At 44.7% G+C, this 17,425-nt stretch carries 22 protein-coding genes; all 22 read right to left on the reverse strand.

Translation table 11 applies throughout. The features are described from left to right. Positions 1-161: 161 nt before the first annotated feature. Positions 162-1,007 carry a hypothetical protein gene (locus BKK54_RS06390; RefSeq protein ID WP_077542291.1) on the reverse strand — a complete coding sequence of 282 codons (846 nt, stop codon included), beginning with the start codon at positions 1,005-1,007 and terminating at the stop codon, positions 162-164. Further along, positions 985-1,746, reverse strand: coding sequence for a DNA methyltransferase (locus tag BKK54_RS06395; RefSeq protein ID WP_208605816.1), 762 nt, complete (start codon positions 1,744-1,746; stop codon positions 985-987). Before BKK54_RS06395 ends, BKK54_RS06390 begins: the two co-directional genes overlap by 23 nt. 52 nt (positions 1,747-1,798) lie before the next feature. Further along, positions 1,799-1,915, reverse strand: coding sequence for a Com family DNA-binding transcriptional regulator (locus tag BKK54_RS12265; protein ID WP_077542292.1), 117 nt, complete (start codon positions 1,913-1,915; stop codon positions 1,799-1,801). Positions 1,916-2,048: 133 nt separating this feature from the next. Next, a complete protein-coding gene (locus BKK54_RS06405) occupies positions 2,049-2,513 on the reverse strand; it encodes an enoyl-CoA hydratase (RefSeq protein WP_077542293.1) in 465 nt (154 codons plus the stop codon). Beyond that, positions 2,506-3,231 carry a DUF4376 domain-containing protein gene (locus tag BKK54_RS06410; RefSeq protein WP_077542294.1) on the reverse strand — a complete coding sequence of 242 codons (726 nt, stop codon included), beginning with the start codon at positions 3,229-3,231 and terminating at the stop codon, positions 2,506-2,508. Before BKK54_RS06410 ends, BKK54_RS06405 begins: the two co-directional genes overlap by 8 nt. A 9-nt stretch (positions 3,232-3,240) precedes the next feature. Next, on the reverse strand, positions 3,241-5,409 hold the full coding sequence (locus BKK54_RS11920; RefSeq protein WP_077542295.1) for a tail fiber protein: 2,169 nt from the start codon (positions 5,407-5,409) through the stop codon (positions 3,241-3,243). A gap of 1 nt (position 5,410) precedes the next feature. Further along, positions 5,411-6,001 (reverse strand): YmfQ family protein, encoded by a 591-nt coding sequence (locus BKK54_RS06420; protein WP_077542296.1) that lies wholly within the window; start codon positions 5,999-6,001, stop codon positions 5,411-5,413. Continuing rightward, entirely contained in the window at positions 6,001-7,065 is a 1,065-nt protein-coding gene (locus tag BKK54_RS06425; protein WP_077542297.1) for a baseplate J/gp47 family protein, read from the reverse strand. The genes BKK54_RS06420 and BKK54_RS06425 overlap by 1 nt, the downstream gene beginning before the upstream one ends. A gap of 14 nt (positions 7,066-7,079) precedes the next feature. Beyond that, on the reverse strand, positions 7,080-7,430 hold the full coding sequence (locus BKK54_RS06430) for a phage GP46 family protein (RefSeq protein ID WP_077542298.1): 351 nt from the start codon (positions 7,428-7,430) through the stop codon (positions 7,080-7,082). A gap of 69 nt (positions 7,431-7,499) precedes the next feature. Continuing rightward, a complete protein-coding gene (locus BKK54_RS06435) occupies positions 7,500-8,135 on the reverse strand; it encodes a phage baseplate assembly protein V (protein WP_077542299.1) in 636 nt (211 codons plus the stop codon). Further along, a complete protein-coding gene (locus tag BKK54_RS06440) occupies positions 8,132-9,271 on the reverse strand; it encodes a phage baseplate assembly protein (RefSeq protein ID WP_077542300.1) in 1,140 nt (379 codons plus the stop codon). The genes BKK54_RS06435 and BKK54_RS06440 overlap by 4 nt, the downstream gene beginning before the upstream one ends. Continuing rightward, the gene (locus BKK54_RS06445) at positions 9,261-10,598 is read right to left on the reverse strand and encodes a DNA circularization protein (RefSeq protein ID WP_077542301.1); all 1,338 of its coding nucleotides are present in this window, start codon (positions 10,596-10,598) and stop codon (positions 9,261-9,263) included. The genes BKK54_RS06440 and BKK54_RS06445 overlap by 11 nt, the downstream gene beginning before the upstream one ends. A 3-nt stretch (positions 10,599-10,601) precedes the next feature. After that, entirely contained in the window at positions 10,602-12,980 is a 2,379-nt protein-coding gene (locus BKK54_RS06450) for a phage tail tape measure protein (RefSeq protein WP_077542302.1), read from the reverse strand. Positions 12,981-13,026: 46 nt separating this feature from the next. After that, entirely contained in the window at positions 13,027-13,191 is a 165-nt protein-coding gene (locus tag BKK54_RS06455) for a hypothetical protein (RefSeq protein ID WP_244153117.1), read from the reverse strand. Positions 13,192-13,247: 56 nt separating this feature from the next. Beyond that, positions 13,248-13,589, reverse strand: a complete 342-nt coding sequence (locus tag BKK54_RS06460) for a hypothetical protein (protein ID WP_077542304.1) — start codon at positions 13,587-13,589, stop codon at positions 13,248-13,250. Next, a complete protein-coding gene (locus BKK54_RS06465; protein ID WP_077542305.1) occupies positions 13,589-13,963 on the reverse strand; it encodes a phage tail protein in 375 nt (124 codons plus the stop codon). Before BKK54_RS06465 ends, BKK54_RS06460 begins: the two co-directional genes overlap by 1 nt. A gap of 9 nt (positions 13,964-13,972) precedes the next feature. Beyond that, positions 13,973-15,388 (reverse strand): phage tail sheath subtilisin-like domain-containing protein, encoded by a 1,416-nt coding sequence (locus tag BKK54_RS06470; RefSeq protein ID WP_077542306.1) that lies wholly within the window; start codon positions 15,386-15,388, stop codon positions 13,973-13,975. Next, entirely contained in the window at positions 15,381-15,560 is a 180-nt protein-coding gene (locus BKK54_RS06475; RefSeq protein ID WP_077542307.1) for a DUF2635 domain-containing protein, read from the reverse strand. The genes BKK54_RS06470 and BKK54_RS06475 overlap by 8 nt, the downstream gene beginning before the upstream one ends. 2 nt (positions 15,561-15,562) lie before the next feature. Beyond that, the gene (locus BKK54_RS06480) at positions 15,563-15,991 is read right to left on the reverse strand and encodes a hypothetical protein (RefSeq protein ID WP_077542308.1); all 429 of its coding nucleotides are present in this window, start codon (positions 15,989-15,991) and stop codon (positions 15,563-15,565) included. Continuing rightward, positions 15,988-16,626, reverse strand: a complete 639-nt coding sequence (locus tag BKK54_RS06485; protein ID WP_077542309.1) for a DUF1834 family protein — start codon at positions 16,624-16,626, stop codon at positions 15,988-15,990. Before BKK54_RS06485 ends, BKK54_RS06480 begins: the two co-directional genes overlap by 4 nt. Beyond that, positions 16,610-17,038: a gp436 family protein gene (locus tag BKK54_RS06490; RefSeq protein ID WP_077542310.1), complete on the reverse strand. Its 429-nt coding sequence runs from the start codon at positions 17,036-17,038 to the stop codon at positions 16,610-16,612. Before BKK54_RS06490 ends, BKK54_RS06485 begins: the two co-directional genes overlap by 17 nt. A 3-nt stretch (positions 17,039-17,041) precedes the next feature. Further along, complete coding sequence (locus BKK54_RS06495) at positions 17,042-17,425, reverse strand: hypothetical protein (RefSeq protein WP_077542311.1); 384 nt, start codon at positions 17,423-17,425, stop codon at positions 17,042-17,044.

Consider the following 17,425-nt stretch of genomic DNA (forward strand, 5'->3'; position numbering starts at 1 on the left):
TCTTGATTTTGCTTTAGGTTATAAAATCGCAAAATATTTTGCATAAAATCTAATTTTATTTTGCACAAGCAATTTCTAACTTTTATGCAAAATAAATCCTCATTTTAAGGAAACAAAAACGCCCTTTAAATCATCATTAAAGGGCGTTTAAATTTTAAAGACTAAAACTTATAAACCAAATTGTCCTCATATTTGCCGTTGTGGCTCGTTCTTGTCTGTAACGTTATTCGTTCATAATCTTCAAATGCCTGCCAGTTTTGCCATTTATCCTCAATCATTGCATCAATAAATCGGGTAAACTCGCTTTTCGTTGAGCTAAAAAAGAGATACGGTGGGCGGGTCAGATGTATTAACCACAAGAAGTCAATCAAGTCAAAATAAGCCGCTTGCTTATAGCTTTCTTGCTTTGTGCAAAGATACGGTGGATCTAACACAAACAGAGCTTTCGGATTATCTGAATACTTAGGAAGTAGTGTATGAAATGATTCTCTAATCACCTCCACGCCGTCTAAATAACCGTCAGCCTTTGGATAATCACTTTGCCGAATGCTGTGCCAAAAGTCTTTACTAAATAGCTCATCCAGTGTGCTGACTTGATTGCCGCTAAACAACAACCAACTTGATAGGCTATTTAAGTCTTTATAGCCCTCAAAATCTTGAATGATTTTGATGCATTCTGCTTTCACTTCCTTAGGCATTCGCTTATTTTTAGGCGTAACATTATCAACTGTGTCGAAAAGTTGGGCGCGCAAGGCGTTGATGTCATCAATATGCGCTAATCTTTCTGCATAGCCATCAAAGTCATTGTAAATCACCCTCGCTTTAGGTTTGAGGCATTTTGCGGTATGGCTAAGTAAACCACTGCCGCCGAACGTATCAATAATTGTCCAACCTTCTCCATCATCGGAGATATTTTCATTTAGGATTTGTTCAACATGTTTCAAAAACATCCGTTTTTGACCGACAAACGGGAGAGGGGCTTGTTTAAATAATTTCTTTTGTGTCATTTGTACTGTCCTGTAAATATTGAATAATCTGTGGATAGATTTCTTTTAATAGGGCAAGAGGGATGTTAGAACGCTCGTTATAATCCCCTCTAAACATTTCCCATGTCACTTTAGAAGGAAATCCCTGACGGCTTAATCGCAATGAAATGTTGCTTTTAAACTTGGTTGGCTTTTTCACAATGTAGCCATAGTCGCTGTAATAAGTCAGGTTATCAAAGGGGATACCAAAGCCTAGAATATGCTCAATGTAATCCCATATTCGACCGAAAGCGGGATTTTCGATAATATAAATCTTGGGTTGATAACGCTTGATAATTTCAATGGTGTTATAAATACACAGTTCACCATTTATCCGATTTAAAAAAGAGCGGTCGTAATTAAATCGGGCTTTGGTGTAATCGGCACGCTTTCTGATGCGAAAATGACTTGGTGTAGGTTTTATCTGTCGCCAACAGGCATTACCGTTTTTCATTCCGCTGGCAAGTGACCAACTCTCACAAGGCGGACTAGCTAGAATGACATCCGGTTTTGGTAGCCGGTCTAATGTTTTAAATAAGGTATGATTGCCGAATAAACGGGAATAATCACCTAAGTTAAGCGAGATAAAATGCTGATTTTTTCGCTTAATATCAATGCCAATGGGATAAATTTGCATTTGAGGGAAGGCTTTAGCCGCTTGGGTATAACACCCGTTACCACTATCAAACAAAGCCCAAACAATTATTTTTTTCTTTGCCATAGTTTTCTCCTATGGCATTCCGGCACTCAAGGTGCTCCGATACTCAAATTAGTTAAAATTGGTTTAATGTTTTACAACGAACACATTTAATTTCTAGGCGTTGTACATTTTCTGCTCGTGCTAGTAGTTTTTTACAGCACTTGCACCGGATTTCTTTTAATTTTTGCATATCAGCATTTCCCACTTTTCATGGTTTTGTTAAAATCCGCACGCCTCGCGAGGCAGGCGGCAGATGGCTATATGCAAGCGTGGATTGCGTAGCCGGCACAATGGGTGTTGCTGCACCCACTGTGTCGCCGTCTTCACTTTTTGAAAATAATTGCTAAGTCATTTGGGCTAAACCTCCATCCATTGTTACTGTTTTTAATCGCATTAAAACACCATTCCGAGCAAAAATATTTTGAGCGTTTTTGTTTAATCCCAAACACAATCCCCAACACGCCCCACCAATCGTATTTCGCCCCTAAAGTGCGGTTAAAATAGGCGTTGATTTGGGTTTCGGTGACATTTTCAAGCGGGATTAAATCCCACTTGGTGCTGTCGGCTACATTGATTCGCTTGCAACGCACACCGCCGTCTCTTGGGCTTGAGGAATAGCAGTCATAAACAGGGCGATAGTCATATTGTCCCCATTGCTCTAATCGCTCAATCGCAATTTCACAGTGGGAATATTGTCCTTTGGTAAAGAGGCAAATAATCTTATCTTGCAGGCGTTCAAAGCGGCTTTTAGCCTTGCCTTTGTAAAGTGCCAAATAAAGCTTAGCCATTATTTACCTCCGCTAAATGTTGTTGATAGGTTGTCGACCAACCGATAGACCAGTCATAATCCTCGGGATTTTCGGCTTGATCTAACAAAATCTTGTGCATATAGGCATTTTCAAACATTTGTTCCTTGAGCGTTTTTACGGCATCCCAAACAGCTTTGAATTGTTCAAAATCAATGTGTTGAGCCGTATTATCCGCACAAATCAGCGTGTAATGCCCGTCTTTGCCGTTTAAGTCAAAATCGGCTTTAATTTCAACCAATGTTGCGCGACCTTTTTCGTCACTATCTACCCATTTGTCGATAAGGGCGACATAAGCCCCACCGTTTACACATTCATCCCGTTTAGCGTTGATTTTTTCACGTACTGCCGCCCGTTGTTCGGTTAAAAGTGCGGTCAGTTTTTCCTGCACTTCTGCCCCTGTCAGTTTTAGCCATTTTTTCTTGTCACTGTCCCATTTGTGGTTATCTGACGGACATCTGCCCGAATAACATAATTGGCCGTTTTCTTCCCAGACTTCACCGCCACCGGTGATACTGGCTGAAATAGCGTTAATTTCTTCTTGGGTTTCGACTGCGAACCAACCCTCACCCGATGTTATGTATTGTAACTTGCCAGCAGTCGCTGACGGCGGTGAAGATAAAATCGGTTCACCTTTGTCATCAACTAATAAAATCGGGTCATCAAAAGCACTTGTTTCTAAATGATATTGTTTTAGCATGATTGTTCCCTATACATTCTTAAACCCAATGACTAATACATTACAGTGTGTATCGCCTCTACCACCGATATTGATTCGGTTTCCGCCTAAAAATTGTCCTCTAGCAACACCAACACCACCGTTGCCCCTATCAACGGCAAAGACCACTCCAAAGCCGTCATAAGATTCCGGCAAAATAAGTTCACGGTTAGCAAAAGTGGTTTGCATAATCGTAATCATCAACCCCAAATGGCGGATTTTATACACTTCTGCCCCTGCGTAATGTTGAGGGTAGTAGGTGCGGATAAAATCGGTGCGTTTGATGAAAAACTCATGCAACAAGCCATAATAGTGGCTCCAAAGTGTTCCATCTTGATTGACTCTAAAACCCGTAATGCGACGGTCTTGATTTTTGTCGCCATCCGGTGTCACTAAAATACTTGCTGTTGCCCCACCATTTGCTGTTGCATTAATGTGGATTCCACCTTTGTTAATTTTATTGGCTTGGAAACAAGCATCATAATGCACTGCGGTACCAATACGGCTACCTTTATTAATCAGGGCAATGCCGGCATTGCCATGATGCCCATCAGCCTCATCTTCAATGATGAGTTTCCCCGTCATCGTATCGCCACTTTTGTTGACGTTATCCAAGCCATCTACCCGTTGCCATGCTGTCCAACCGTTTTGTGTTTTGTTACGCACATATTTTCGGTGGCGGTTGTGCTGATACAGGGTATATTCTTGTTGCACCCCATAAGCAGATTTTGTGACCAACAAACTCCCCGCGATAGGTTCCGGATAATGTCGTTCCGGGGTTGCATTGCTGTTACCATTTTGCCCGTATGCGCCCGGCGTGGTGATATTATTTAAATCTTCATGGGTCAATAACTTATTCTCCCAATGGGATTTCACCCACTCTTTCGCCGCATTGACTGTATTACTTACAAAACGGCGTACCCAAAAGGTGTTGGGTACTTGGTCGTTGTTGGCATTGTCTGCCGGTGCAGTGGCTTTGATGGTGCCGCTGACTTGGAGCAAATCACGTGTGTTATCGGTTCCGCTACCGATGACAACATTATTGGTAGCCGTAAATCCTTTTAAAAAATACTTATATTGTTGTGCCGAATTCCAAGCGCCAATTTCAAAAGTGATATTTTTGTCTGCAAGTAATATCGTCTTGAGCATTGACTTAGGTACACTGTCGCCCTCTCCCGCTCGGGAGATGATTTCTGCGATGCCTTTTTGTTGGACACTATCTGCCGCCATATCGACAGATTGATCTATCATGTGCATATACGGCGTAAAGCGTGCCTCGTTACGACGGATAACGACACGATAATTACTTTCGAGACTACGGGCAAAGACGGTATCACGGGGGACTTTTCCCTCCGCATTCAATTTAACCTCTTCATACCACGACAGAGGGAAGGTGTCCCGATTCCAATCGGCCCTTGCTGTAAAGGTGCGGTTGAGATAAATATAATGACAGTGGATAAGGGAATAAGCCCCCATGACAGCAATGTCTAATTGCACAGGGCTTTTGTCATTAAGCGGTAAATTTGTGATTGTACTTATTGCATTGTTATGAAGACCCAACTGATAATACCCCGTCCCCTTGTAAACACTGCCTATCTCCGCAATCCAGTGTGCTTTTATTGATAAATCAAAGGTCACCGCTACACCACCGGCTTTTACATTGACTTTGTAAAAATTCAGTGGCGTGACTTTATCATTGACGGCTTTTACCGCAGCGGAAGTCGCCACCGTATCGCTACTTGCACTGTCCACCGCATTGGATTTTTTGCTGTTGGGGATGTAGTTCGCAAGGTTTCGGGTGAGGCTGTCAATCAAGGCTTTTAAAGCTTTCCCGGCTTTTTGAGTCAACCCCAAGACTTCACTCTCACCATTGTAATTATTGGTCAGCTGCACTTCACCTTTTTGGCTAATACCGGCAGAAAGGCGATTATCCTCAATAATCTTCAAAATCGCTTGATATAACTGTGTTTGTGTTTCAGCTTTTGGCTTAAATCCGGCTCGTTGCAGCACATAATGGGCTTCCGCTTGTACGTCACGCACTCTGTCTTGCACATCATTCAGCCATGTATCTGTAACACGAGTGCCCTGTTCGCCGGTTGCCGGATTGCCATTATGAAAACGCTTGTCGGCAGAATTAATTTCAGGTAATAAAGTTTTCATTTTAATTATCTCTATAAGCAAAATAGCAATAAGTGTGAGCCGGTTTTAAATCCTTGAAAAATTCCTCAATAATCGGATCACCAAACTCCACTAAATGATTACCGGCAAAGGACTGACCGGCACGAAAATACACGATATTGTCATCACCGTTTAACACATCCACCCGCCACATAAAAATAAGATTTTCATTCGGCTCATTGCGGAACTGAACAATATCACCGGGGTTAGGTAAATCATTTTTTAACGGAGAAAACTCCTTAATTTCAATCCGATAACCAATACTTTCCGCAATACGTGTAAAATAAGGGATAGACAAACCGCCCACGGCGTTAAGCTGAATGATGACCCGTTTAACCCGCTCTTGATAGCTTTTAGAAAAATCCGTTTTAATGCCGCATAACCGTTCCCAATCTGCAAGCATTGAATTTGATGTTGCAGGCTCAATCACGCCCAACATTTCAACCGCACTTTGTTGCAGACGGTCAAATGCGTTTCCATCCACTTCACATTGTGCTAAAAAACGTTCACCATTGACGTTATAAGAAACCGGCGGATAGAGCTGTGAAAGCACGTTTTTATGCTCAATTTGCATTATTCCATCTCCGTTACTGTCACCGTCCCTAACCGAAACCACTCAATTTTATTGATAACATCTGCCTTACGGTTCGTTGTCGGGGCGGTAAATTTACGGTCAACCACACCGATAAGATTGTTTACCACGGCTTCGCATTGCGACACGATTAAATCGTCACCGGGGATAAGCGTGTTAAAGTAATCGGAAAGCGCAGTCTGAATAGCCGTCCGAATTTCGGTAAGCGTCACCCCACTGATTTTCACTTTTATCGTAAAATTGACCTTCGTGACATCGGGTTTCACTACTTTGCTTTCTCTTGCCGTGACCGGGCGAACATCATCAATATAGGCTTGGCAACGGCGTACCGTTTCATCACTAGGTACGTTATTATTAGACGTAATGGCAATATCTACCGTGCCTAAGCCTCGGCGCAAGGGATAAACATAAGCGGCATCCACGCCATCAACAGACAATGCCCAAGTTCGGTAATCATAACGATTTCCACCGGCAGGCGGTCGGCGAATAATCTCAAGCAAACGTTCAAGCAAAGATGAATCGCTTTCGGCATCTGTTGCCCCAATCACCTCATTTAACGTCAAATCCGTTTGAACTCCCACGGGAGCGGCCATAAAACTAGCCGGCGTTGTGCGGTTAATATTTTGAGTTGCTCCCGTGGCAAGGCTACGCACCGATACCACAACCGAACCTGTGGCAGAAATCACCGCACTTTCGGTGGTTTCATAAAAGCGGTTATCTTCCGTTTTGATTTGTAACCCGGCTTTAATCACCGCATCAGGCTGACCGATGATGGTTGCCGCACGTCCGCTTGCGTAAGTCGCATTTCTGCGGCGAATCCCACGTAGACCTGCGTGTTTTTCAAGAAATGCCGTGTCTGCGGTATCTGGAAAGAATTGTTTGATTATCCATTTTTGATGCGCATAAAGACCTTCAGCGACAGCCGAAAGACTACTTGCACGGGCATAATAATCGCTATCTACGCTAATATCGGCTTGCGGCTCAAGGGATTGCACATCACGCAAAATGGCTTGGCGGATGTCTTCTAAACTCGGCACAATAAACATTATTTAAACCCCATTTAAATCAAGTTTACGGGGTGTTTAAAATGATAAATATCGCCCCGATTATCACGAATAGATATATCAAGAATCACTTTGCCATTATGAGGCTGGGTATGGTTGACAGTAATTTCTTCTGCACGTCCATCATCAATGAGCGGTTGCAAGGCTTCTTCAGCGTATTGCTGGGCAATCAATCCCACCCGTGACAAATCTTTTTCTTTTGGAATGAGATGGAGCAGAGAGCCTACACGCCCATCTGCCCACCAAGAGCCTAAAGGTGTGGTTAATCTGATATACGCGGCATTGGTAAGCGTACTGATTGGTTTATTGGTATAGTCCCCGGTAAGCGGGCTGATCTCTCTGTCCATAGTGACAGAATAAAGAAAAGAGAAGGAAGAAAGGAGATGCAGGGCTTCAGCATCTCCTATTAGATAAAATTATTCAGGTTTGCCGGTTTTACCGCCGCTATCACCGCGGTGAGTATGATTAACAAGGGATTTACCACTAGCTGTCACATCACCGTCTGTTGTAAAGTCACCACCACTTTGATTGACATTACCGGCAAAACTTGCACCATTGCCGCCTTGCACTGCCATACCACCGTTGCCGTTGATTTGCCCTTGTGCGGTGAATACTTGATCGGTTTCGACTAGAGGGCTTGAAATCGCCACTTTTGTTGCGGCTTTAATCTTTAACACGTCACAATCAATTTCAATCAACCGCCCCTTTTTTAACACAATACTGGAGCCGCTTTCATCATAAACCGCCACTTCACCGCCTTGTAGATTTTTCACCCTAAAAGAGCCATTTTCGGTCGCAATGACAATACCATGACTGGTTTGCCCGCCAATCGGTAAAATCACGGCTTGCGTATCGGCAGGTGGTACAGACGTGAAACCAAAGTGCTGCATTAACTCCACGTCCTGAAGTGTTTCGTCCGCAAGCCCTGATGCCTGCACTTTCTGAATATTGTCCGCACTTTTCACCAAGTGCAGCACTCCGCGAAATGCTTGGCGGATTTCTTCCACTGCGACTTGCGCTTTTTGTTGAATAGCTTGGCTTAATCGTCTCATTTTGTCCAACCGCCTATACCGTTTGTTGCCATTAAATCGCCTTGTTTTTTCTTGCGCTTTTTGCCTTTACGTTTCCGCGCTTTTTCCGCTTTCGCAGTGTAAGCGTCCGGCGTCCACACACCGTCTTGCTTAAAGCGAAGTTCCGTTTGCGTGCCGCTATTGCGACTTAGTGTAAAACGTCGCCCCATCAAAAAGAAAATGGCATCAATATCATATTCTTCGCAGATAATATGCACCCGTTGCCCCGGTTGCCACAATGTCCCGTCTTGGGTTTTATGGTCAGGCACGATAATAGTCAGTGTAAAGCCCTCTAACTGACTGTCCGAAATGTATTTCTTCGCCCATTTTTGTAATGCCTCCAAATTATCCACATCTGACACGACAACAGTCTTTGGCTTGTAGGCAGTCATTTCAGGATCGTTGTAAACCCATTTCAAATCGTTTTTGTTATCTTGCCCTTGCTTGCCGTGACTTTGAGCCAAAAACGTTACCTCACTAAAACGATTCGACACATCAAAGGTCAACTCCGCCTGTTCAAAATTATTGTGCTTGCCGTCTTTCATACAACACAAGGTTGCCACAGGCGGTGTGCTATAATCCGCCCCGCCCACAATCAACACGCCACTTGGTTCAAACCACAAGTGCAACCCGGCTGAATTGGCACAACGCATTGCCGCATTCCACGCCGTTTCGCCCACATCGATATCCACTTTGTCTAAAGTAGGATTATTTTCAGCCCGTAATGCCACCTGTTTAATGCCTAACGGTTCAACAATTTTTTTCACTGCGTCCAGTACAGTTAAACCTTTTACGTTAGTGATAGGCGCAGAGCAATCCACCAAAATAGACGCACGGTCGCGCCCATTTAAGCGATAAGTGCGGTTATTTTTACTAATGGAATGTTGCGTGGTATCCACAATGCCCGTCATCACCAACTCACCATTAATTCGCACTTTCACTTCGCTCCCCGAAAAATCCGGCAATACCGTGCTATTTGACGGCATGCCCAAATCAAACCGAAAGGCATCCGCAGGGATCAAAAAGTCGCTATCAATATCATAGCTTTTCCAACTGTTATGGACTTTGCCATCTACTTCAACGACCACTTCATTTTTATAAGGGTAATTATTTGACATAACTATTCAGCCACTCCCCACGGGAAATATAATTCGGATAACGGATCTGCGGATTAAGCCGAAGCAATTCTCCGGCACGTTTATAGTCACCATAAAAGGCGTGTGCAATCTGTTGCACCGTGCCGCTAAACGGCACTTCGCGTACCATTAAAGGCGGTTTGCGATTAATTGCGGCAAGCGCAAGCCGGGTAAATTTATGCGCTTTATTGCGTAATTGTTCAGCCGTCTTATGCGCAGCCGCATAAAAGCCGGTGTTGGGCGTAGTTAATACTGTAATATTTGCTCCACTGTGTTCTTTATCGGTTTGCTCGCGTAACAACTGTAAATTATCGACAATTTGCGACCGCACTTTGGTAGTGATGTAATCTATATCCTGTGGCAGTAACGCCTCATCTTCCACCAGTTCTGTGGCAATGCGTAATAACGCCACACTGGCAGCGAGTTGCATCATCAAATGCACCGATTCAGTATCCTCCTTACTAAAAGACGTGGTTAACGATTTCAAGGTGGCTTGCTCTTTGGCGGATTTAATATTTTTGCCACTCACTAAATCTGCCGGCATAGTTTTAATCCGAATAATGGTGCGCAACACCTCATCGAATTTTGCACGAGTAGTTAAATCTTTCCGTGCAGCAATTTGACGCAAGCCTGAATCAATCATGGTCACCAAATCACGCACCGCCCGTCTGGATTTAGTTTTAAAGTTATCTTGTGTCACCGCCGGTGAGACGCCGTACTGCGTTTTGTCAAAATCAAATAAACTGCGTACTTGCTCAAAACAGCCAAATAGCGCACCATATACACTGAGTAAGCGTGATTTAACATTGGCGGCAAAGGCAACAATCTCCATAAACTCGCCATACAACGCCATCACATCATCAATAAAATCTTCCAGTTCGGACAGTAAAGCATCAATTTTTGCCAACAGGGAATAATTAAACACAAAAATCGGTTTGGCGGGTGTGGATTCAATAAAGGTTAAATCCAACGCCACATAATCAATCATATCCGCTTCGTGGTGAAAACTTGCACCGGAGCAAATCATATTTTGCAACCGCCCGCGAATTGGATGCACTAAAGTCGCTGCCCCTGATTTTTGCAGCACGCTTAAAAACTTTTTAAAGTCCGTGTAATAGCCTGCACCATAAAACACCGCTTGCATACGCACCGTTAAAGGATTTAACCCCAAATCTTCCACGTCTGCGCCATTTACAAAAGGGTAGGCGTGCTCAATAGTGGCGCGATATAAATCATCATCTACCGAAAGCACATCAAAACGCGCACCACGAAAACTCGCATGCTGCACCGGCATAGTCCAACCTGCCATTAGTTACCCCCTTTTCAAGTCTTGATATTGATATTGCGACGTTTGCTCCGCCACAATGCGCCCATCCAAATCCACTTTAATTTCATTTTGAATAATGAAGTTTTGGCTCTCAATGGCAGTTTTAAGCCCATCACTAATAGTTTTTCCAAAATGTTGAAAATCTGCCTGATAGTTTGCCAAGCCCGAAAGATTGCCGAGCGTGCGCGAAAGCGCAGAATCGGTATCATCAGCAGCTACGCGCAAACCGGAATAACCTTGCCCTTGATTGCGAATTTCCGCAATTTTGACTGCACTTTGGCGGGTTCGCTCGTTGTATTCTGCTTGCGTTAAAGTACCACGCTCAACACGCAATGCGGCAATTTCCTCTTTGCGTGCAAGTTCCGCCACTTCACCGGCACGTGATGCCGTTCCCCATACAGAGCTTTTGTTATAATCCGTGGTAGGCGGATTGTATTGAGAGGTTGGTTTTTTATCACCGCCATAGGCTTTGGCGTAAAATTGATTTTCTAAGGCTTTTTCTTGTGCGGTTTTCTTTTCGGCTTTTTCTTCAGCTTTTGCTTCTTCTGTGGTTCGTTGTTCTGCCGCAATCATCAAACCGGTTGCAACGGTGGCACCGGTTGAAATAAAATTTTTGGCGAGGTTTCCTAAAGCAGGTTTACCTCTTAAACCGCTCGTACCTTTCCGACTAATGCCTTTGCTTTTCCCGCCTTTACTCAAATCACCGGCAATATCCGCTACATCACCAAGCCCAAATCCACCACGTTTCATCCCTAATAATGCCAATGCGCCGCTCGCTGCAATCGCCGCCGTACTTAATGCGGTGATCACAGTTCCGGCAGTGGTCAAGGTTGCCGTTAAATCCGGGTAGGTTTTGGCATACTCGGCGATTTTAGTCGCCGCCTCTCCCAACGCATTGTTAAAGCCTTTCATGCTTTCCATTTGTGCAAACTCTAAGGCGTTTTTCGCGTTTTCTACTTTTGCGCTATTAGTATCTTGTACAACCGCATGGGATTTATCTACTGCGCCTTGTGCATTGCCAACTTCTTCCTTCACCTCTTTGCCAAGTTGTACGTTGTTGCGAATCCCAAGCAACGCCATTAGAGCTTGCCGGTCGGAAATAATTTGCCCAATCGCCGTACCTTCCACCAAGTTTGTCATTTGCTCCAATAAGGCTTGCTGTTCGTCTTTTTTTGCGGTTTTGAGCTTGGCTTTTAATTCTTTGTAACGATCATCTTCACCTACTACCATATCCATAATTGAACTAAAGGCTTCAATGGAGTTTTTGCCCTGTTTTTTCTCATTCTCCATGGATTTAATAAAATCAATGCCGTGGGTTTTACCGTCCTTACCTTTAATTTCTAGCTTTGCGAACCGTTCATTCGTTTCTTTTGAAGTAATTTTTGCAAGTAAATTAACGAGATTATTTCCCGCCTCGTCACTCGTTCCGGCAGTCACACGTGCTTGTTGGTTGGCAACCAGTAATGCCTCAAAACCCTCCATCCCCGAAAGTCCGGCAGATTTAGCCGCAGCCATTTGTTGTGGCAACCAACGCGCCATATCAGATAACTCAAAGTTACCGGCTTGTCCTGCCGCCACCGCTTTATCTAATACAGAACCAATTTGATCTTCGCTGATTCCGAACTGTTGCATAGAGGATATTGCGATTTTTGCCAAATCATTGGTATCTGCTCCGGTCGCTACGGCAGCTTTTTGCAACGTAGGCAAAAGTTTCATAGCGGTATCAGCTTTCACAGTACCGGAGGCAAGCATAGTATCTAATGCGCCAAGTGCTTCTTCTTTTGTACCGCCACCAGTTTCAACCGCACTTTTCACCGCTTCGTTCAGTTGTTTTTTGCCTGCGATACGTCCTGCAACATCACGATCCGAAAAGGCGGTATTGGATACCATTGCCAATCGGCGGTCGTAATCCATTTCCTTTTTCATCGGTTGTGCCATCACCATCGCACCAGCCATAGCACCCGCTCCGATACTTGCTATGCTGCGTCCAATATTGCCTAAGCGTTGTCCCGTAGTGGTTTTGCCCATCTCTGCATTTAATGACGCAATTTTGCGTTTGGTCGCTTCCGCTTCACGGGCAAGGGCTTGCGCTGAAAGCACACCACTGGCTTTAAGTTTGTGATAACTGGCAATGGTTTGTGCAATTTCCGCTTGAATCGCATTCTCGCTACGGATTCCTAATCGTTCGCGCATGCGCATGGCGTCTTGCACACTTTGATAACTTTTTTGAGTAACTTGCGCAGTGCGTTGGGCATGACGTTGTTGTTCATCTGCCACTTTACTCACGTTGCCGCGCATTTGATTAATTACACGGCTGGCATAATCCTGTGCCTTTAATGCCAACGCCAATGTCATTTGAGCCATGTTTAAACCCTTTTTAAACTTGTTTTAAATCCACAAAAAAGGGGGCTTATGCCCCCTTAGTTTTACGACGCATAAGGTTGTAATGCACCGTGTCGCCTTGTTCCGCTTGCGCTTTAATTCCTTGCGACTTCTGCCAACTAGCTACCCATGCGGCAACTTCCGCATGACACATAGCCCTAACATCGTGGGCGGTAAAACCCAATTTAGCCAACAAAACTACCGCACTTCGGTAATTACGCTCCGCTTCAAACACGCCATAGCGTTTTTTTATTCGGTTTCCGGATTGTGCAGGCTTTCCCCAGCGTCGATATGCTTTTTTCGTAACTCCGCAATGGCTTCGTTAATTAAGGTATAATCGTCCGTGGCAAGGTTATCAAGCAAAAATTCAGGTGTAATCTTGGCTTTGGCAATGCCTTTCACCTCAATTTGCTCGCACAAATATGCCAAATCAACCAACATACGCTCGGCGGTGTTTAAGGTCTCTTTCTCCGCCAAACCCAGCTCCGCAACAGTATCAAGGGCGGCACATTCACCGCCCAAGGTGAGCAAACGCACCTCCACATCAAAATAACGGTTGCCTAGGTAAGGGATACCTAACAATAAACGCATTATTCTTTCACCTCTTTAAGTGCATTCATCTGGATATCAATCACCGCTTCATTATCCACCGTGTATTCTTCGCCCGTTTCCACGGTAAAACACTCAAGGTAAGAGGTGCGCTTATCATCCTGATTAAGCGGATAAATGGTGATTTTGGCGTCATTAATCTCAGCCCAATCAATTTCCGAGCCGTCTATCGGCATTGCCGCAGTAAGCGAAATTTCCCACGTCGCAATACCTTTGGCAAAACCACGCGCACGCCCTTCGGAGTTCATAGTTTTCACCAATTTGCGCCCGGTAAGCTTTTTCACGCTTATTTTGGTAATTTCGACTTCTACGCCGTCCACTTCCAACACGGCAGAGCCTGCATATTTTTCAGCCATCTAAGCCCCCTATAAAATTAAATCAATACGGTTTGCCACTACGTGCAAGCCATTTACTACATCAGCCGGAATCGCCGTATCTAAACGATTCGGGTCTTGATCATCACGCACCACTATCAATTTGTCTTTATTCGCGTCCACGTTTTCTAAAATCTCTTGGCTTTCTAAGCGATAAAGCACATCTAGAATTTCTGACCGCACTCTTGGTGGGGTACGCTTTGATAACTTCGCACGAGGGAAACGCAATGCAATGCGCTGCTCAATCGCTTTGCGCGTAAAATCAAGTGTTCGGATAGTGGTTAAGTCCAACCAAGCCGGATCATCCACATTCGCAGGAGATTTTGTGTAAGTGGTAATCGCCCGTACAATTTGCACCCGGTTATTAACAACCATAATCGGCGTTAAACCGTGAAACAATGCCTGATTTACCTCGGTTTTTAATGGTGTTTCGGTCGCATCCACCGGGGTTAAACCCTTAACTTCAAGGGTATTGAGCGGTTTTGCCGGGTCTTCTTCGCCTGCAATAATCGCACCGTAACCGGCGGCAATTAACGCATTAGACTCTACCGCGCCCTTATACCAACCTACCGTCACACGTTCGTGGTTAATTTTTCCGGTATAAGTTGTCCCGCTTGCCATTGACCCACGCCAACCTAATACGCCCACCCCCGGCTTTTTCTCCATTGGGCTTGCCACCGATTCCAAATGCTCGCGCAAGGCTTTGGCATTTTTGTCATCGGCAAACGGCGAAATAATCACGTGATAATGTTCCCCTGCAACGCTTGCAAGGGCGGCGGATAAATCCGCATTTTTTGCCCCATTAGCAAGGGTCGTCACATTCACATTCATATCAGAGGCGGTTATTTCTGCACTGACCTCAATTTCATTACCGATTTCCCCTTTGCATTTTGCCGTCAGATTGACTGTTCCTATGTTCACCACAGCCGTTACCGGGCAATATTCCCCGGCATTTATCACCGCATTCAAACGCGTTGCAATATTGGCTGCCGTTTCTGCTTTCGCAATCGCTACGGAATAATCCACACCACTAATCATCACTTTTAGCACACCGGCAGAGGTTGCCGTACCGCTTAATGAGATAGAACCGGTTGCAGCAACCCCGGCTGCATTATCCTTCAAACCGATTGCCGTCAAACGAATCATCGCATTGTTTTGAATAGCGACACGTGCCATTAAATGCACCCAAGACCCGGCACCAAAGGCATTTTTTGCGTCTAAATCCGAATAAATAGGGACGGGTTGACTAAAGGCGATATTTCCTCCTTGCATCGGTGCAACAATCAACACATTTTGCTCGTTAGTAGGTAATGTGCTCACGGCATTGCGCGAGTTATATTCCGTATAAACACCCGGCTGACGAATACTAGACGGGATATTGTCAAATTCAATATTAGTTTCAGCCATTGTTTCTCTCCTGTTTACGTGGGCGAGATTCACTCACCACAATTAAATCACCATCCTGAATGCGACGTTGGTAATACACCGTCGGCTCAACTTCAACGACCGCCTGTTCAATATAGACATAGGGTTGATTTTCCATCGGCACTTTAATGCCGGTTTTTGCTTTAACTTTCATTTTTACTCCTTGCTCACATCAAGGGCTAACCAAGTATTGTCATAAAAGGGGAGCAACGTGATGCGATGTACTTTGTTGTACCCCTGTGCCTTGGCAAATTCTTCCGGGCTTACCGATACATCTTTGTAGCGCGGAAACCAACCATCATTGAGTACTCTCTTTTGACAGAGTCCGCCTTTTACCCATACACAACGGATAATCACGTGTCCGCTACCTGCCTCAACAGTTAATCCTCCTTGTTGTGCAATCTGCGTCACTACTTGCGCTTGCTGTTCAGTGTGTTTTCTTGTTTCAGCCTGCTTCCGAGCATTGTTATTGGCTGCTATTCCGGCGGTTGTAGCGGCAGTGGTTGCTGCAATAGGGACAACCGCCGTATTTGCAGAGATTGCAACAGCAGCACATAAAATTGCAGTTAAATAATGTTTTTTCATTCTTTTGTCTCCACTTCAAACGACACACTTGCGCCATTTGTCGGATCATAAATATTGCCACCAATGCGTTCTAACATCAGGGCGGGTTCTGAATGTTCCCCTTGATAACGGGTAAATACATAATCAGGATTTTCAACATCACGGGTTTCTTCCGGAAATAAGCCGTCTTCAAGTGGGGCTAAATCGTCATACACCGCATCATATTCAATGGCATAAGCCGTAATCGCGCCCCCTTTAAAGGTGGCATTGTTGAAAATCGTCCGCACCTTGGTTGGCTTTAACGGCTTCACTAATCGCCCTAAAGTTTGCGAATCCAGCAAACGGCGCACTGCGGTAATTAACTGATTAACGCCCACCTCACGCTTATCCACGCCCCCTTGACGGGCGGCGAGGTTACTTCGCAAGGAATTGACGGCAACGATAATCACAAAATTCGCCGTAGATTGATGTCGCTTAGCATTCGTCCCCATTCGTTCAATATGTGACCCGCCAAAGGTGACTAAACAAATGGGTAAACGCGAGGTGCTAAGACTTTCATCGTCCAGTTCACCCCCGTAGCTTTTTACCGTATTGACTAAGCGTCCCAATCCCCGCTGTAAACGCTCAACCAAGGCTTGCTCAATTTGTGTTATCACGGCTAAAAATCCTGTTTTTCGGATTCGTAAAAATCACGCCATTGTCTTGACTGTCCGCCCCTTCGTCTGCCAATGGCAAACCGAGAGAAACTTTGCCTGCACTAATATCCTGCAGCTCTTTCAGACTTAATTTATAGCGTTCAATAATCTCATCGGTAATGGCCACACCGGACATGCTGGCTAAACGATAACGCGCTAAATCACAACAAAGTCGCACAAGATTTTGTGGCACACTTGCAAGGGGCAAGGTATAACGCGCTGCAAGATAACCATCAATTTGACTGGCACTATCGGACAACGCAATATTCAACACGCTTTCATTCACTGTGCCTTCTAAATCACGGTCAGTCAATTCAATGGTTTGTACCTCACCGACTCGTAACACAAAGTCTGTCACACTGGCGTAATTCACGTTTTATTCCTCACAAATCGGCACGAGTTCCAGCCAAGGATCCTCTGCCAATAAAATCACGTCATCAGGTTCAATTTCCGTCACCTGAATTACGGTTTCTTCTGTCTTCGTAAAACGGAAACCGGCACGTCCGTAACTGGCTTGAGGATGAATCGCACGCAATTTCACCGCATAGGCGACAGGCTCAATAACATGCCCTTCAGGTTTTGGCGGTGCAGTATCGTTTTCTTCAGCCGGTTCTGCCACTTCATCCGATTCTGCCTCTTTGTGAGAGGTTTCATCCGTTAAAGTGCGGTCGGATTCTTCCTTATTTTGCAACGTCTCATCCTTTACCGAATCGACGGCTTTCACCTCACCTGTTTTATTTTTTTGGTTTTGTCTAGCCAT

It is taken from the genome of Rodentibacter genomosp. 1 (assembly GCF_001999285.1).
In the GTDB taxonomy this organism is placed as follows: Bacteria; Pseudomonadota; Gammaproteobacteria; order Enterobacterales; family Pasteurellaceae; genus Rodentibacter.

What these genes read in the sequence shown, in the direction of transcription:
- BKK54_RS06390 (WP_077542291.1), bottom strand. Translation starts at nt 1,007, where the DNA reads ATGACACAAAAGAAATTATTTAAACAAGCCCCTCTCCCGTTTGTCGGT.
- BKK54_RS06395 (WP_208605816.1), bottom strand. Translation starts at nt 1,746, where the DNA reads ATGGCAAAGAAAAAAATAATTGTTTGGGCTTTGTTTGATAGTGGTAAC.
- BKK54_RS12265 (WP_077542292.1), bottom strand. Translation starts at nt 1,915, where the DNA reads ATGCAAAAATTAAAAGAAATCCGGTGCAAGTGCTGTAAAAAACTACTA.
- BKK54_RS06405 (WP_077542293.1), bottom strand. Translation starts at nt 2,513, where the DNA reads ATGGCTAAGCTTTATTTGGCACTTTACAAAGGCAAGGCTAAAAGCCGC.
- BKK54_RS06410 (WP_077542294.1), bottom strand. Translation starts at nt 3,231, where the DNA reads ATGCTAAAACAATATCATTTAGAAACAAGTGCTTTTGATGACCCGATT.
- BKK54_RS11920 (WP_077542295.1), bottom strand. Translation starts at nt 5,409, where the DNA reads ATGAAAACTTTATTACCTGAAATTAATTCTGCCGACAAGCGTTTTCAT.
- BKK54_RS06420 (WP_077542296.1), bottom strand. Translation starts at nt 6,001, where the DNA reads ATGCAAATTGAGCATAAAAACGTGCTTTCACAGCTCTATCCGCCGGTT.
- BKK54_RS06425 (WP_077542297.1), bottom strand. Translation starts at nt 7,065, where the DNA reads ATGTTTATTGTGCCGAGTTTAGAAGACATCCGCCAAGCCATTTTGCGT.
- BKK54_RS06430 (WP_077542298.1), bottom strand. Translation starts at nt 7,430, where the DNA reads ATGGACAGAGAGATCAGCCCGCTTACCGGGGACTATACCAATAAACCA.
- BKK54_RS06435 (WP_077542299.1), bottom strand. Translation starts at nt 8,135, where the DNA reads ATGAGACGATTAAGCCAAGCTATTCAACAAAAAGCGCAAGTCGCAGTG.
- BKK54_RS06440 (WP_077542300.1), bottom strand. Translation starts at nt 9,271, where the DNA reads ATGTCAAATAATTACCCTTATAAAAATGAAGTGGTCGTTGAAGTAGAT.
- BKK54_RS06445 (WP_077542301.1), bottom strand. Translation starts at nt 10,598, where the DNA reads ATGGCAGGTTGGACTATGCCGGTGCAGCATGCGAGTTTTCGTGGTGCG.
- BKK54_RS06450 (WP_077542302.1), bottom strand. Translation starts at nt 12,980, where the DNA reads ATGGCTCAAATGACATTGGCGTTGGCATTAAAGGCACAGGATTATGCC.
- BKK54_RS06460 (WP_077542304.1), bottom strand. Translation starts at nt 13,589, where the DNA reads ATGCGTTTATTGTTAGGTATCCCTTACCTAGGCAACCGTTATTTTGAT.
- BKK54_RS06465 (WP_077542305.1), bottom strand. Translation starts at nt 13,963, where the DNA reads ATGGCTGAAAAATATGCAGGCTCTGCCGTGTTGGAAGTGGACGGCGTA.
- BKK54_RS06470 (WP_077542306.1), bottom strand. Translation starts at nt 15,388, where the DNA reads ATGGCTGAAACTAATATTGAATTTGACAATATCCCGTCTAGTATTCGT.
- BKK54_RS06475 (WP_077542307.1), bottom strand. Translation starts at nt 15,560, where the DNA reads ATGAAAGTTAAAGCAAAAACCGGCATTAAAGTGCCGATGGAAAATCAA.
- BKK54_RS06480 (WP_077542308.1), bottom strand. Translation starts at nt 15,991, where the DNA reads ATGAAAAAACATTATTTAACTGCAATTTTATGTGCTGCTGTTGCAATC.
- BKK54_RS06495 (WP_077542311.1), bottom strand. Translation starts at nt 17,425, where the DNA reads ATGGCTAGACAAAACCAAAAAAATAAAACAGGTGAGGTGAAAGCCGTC.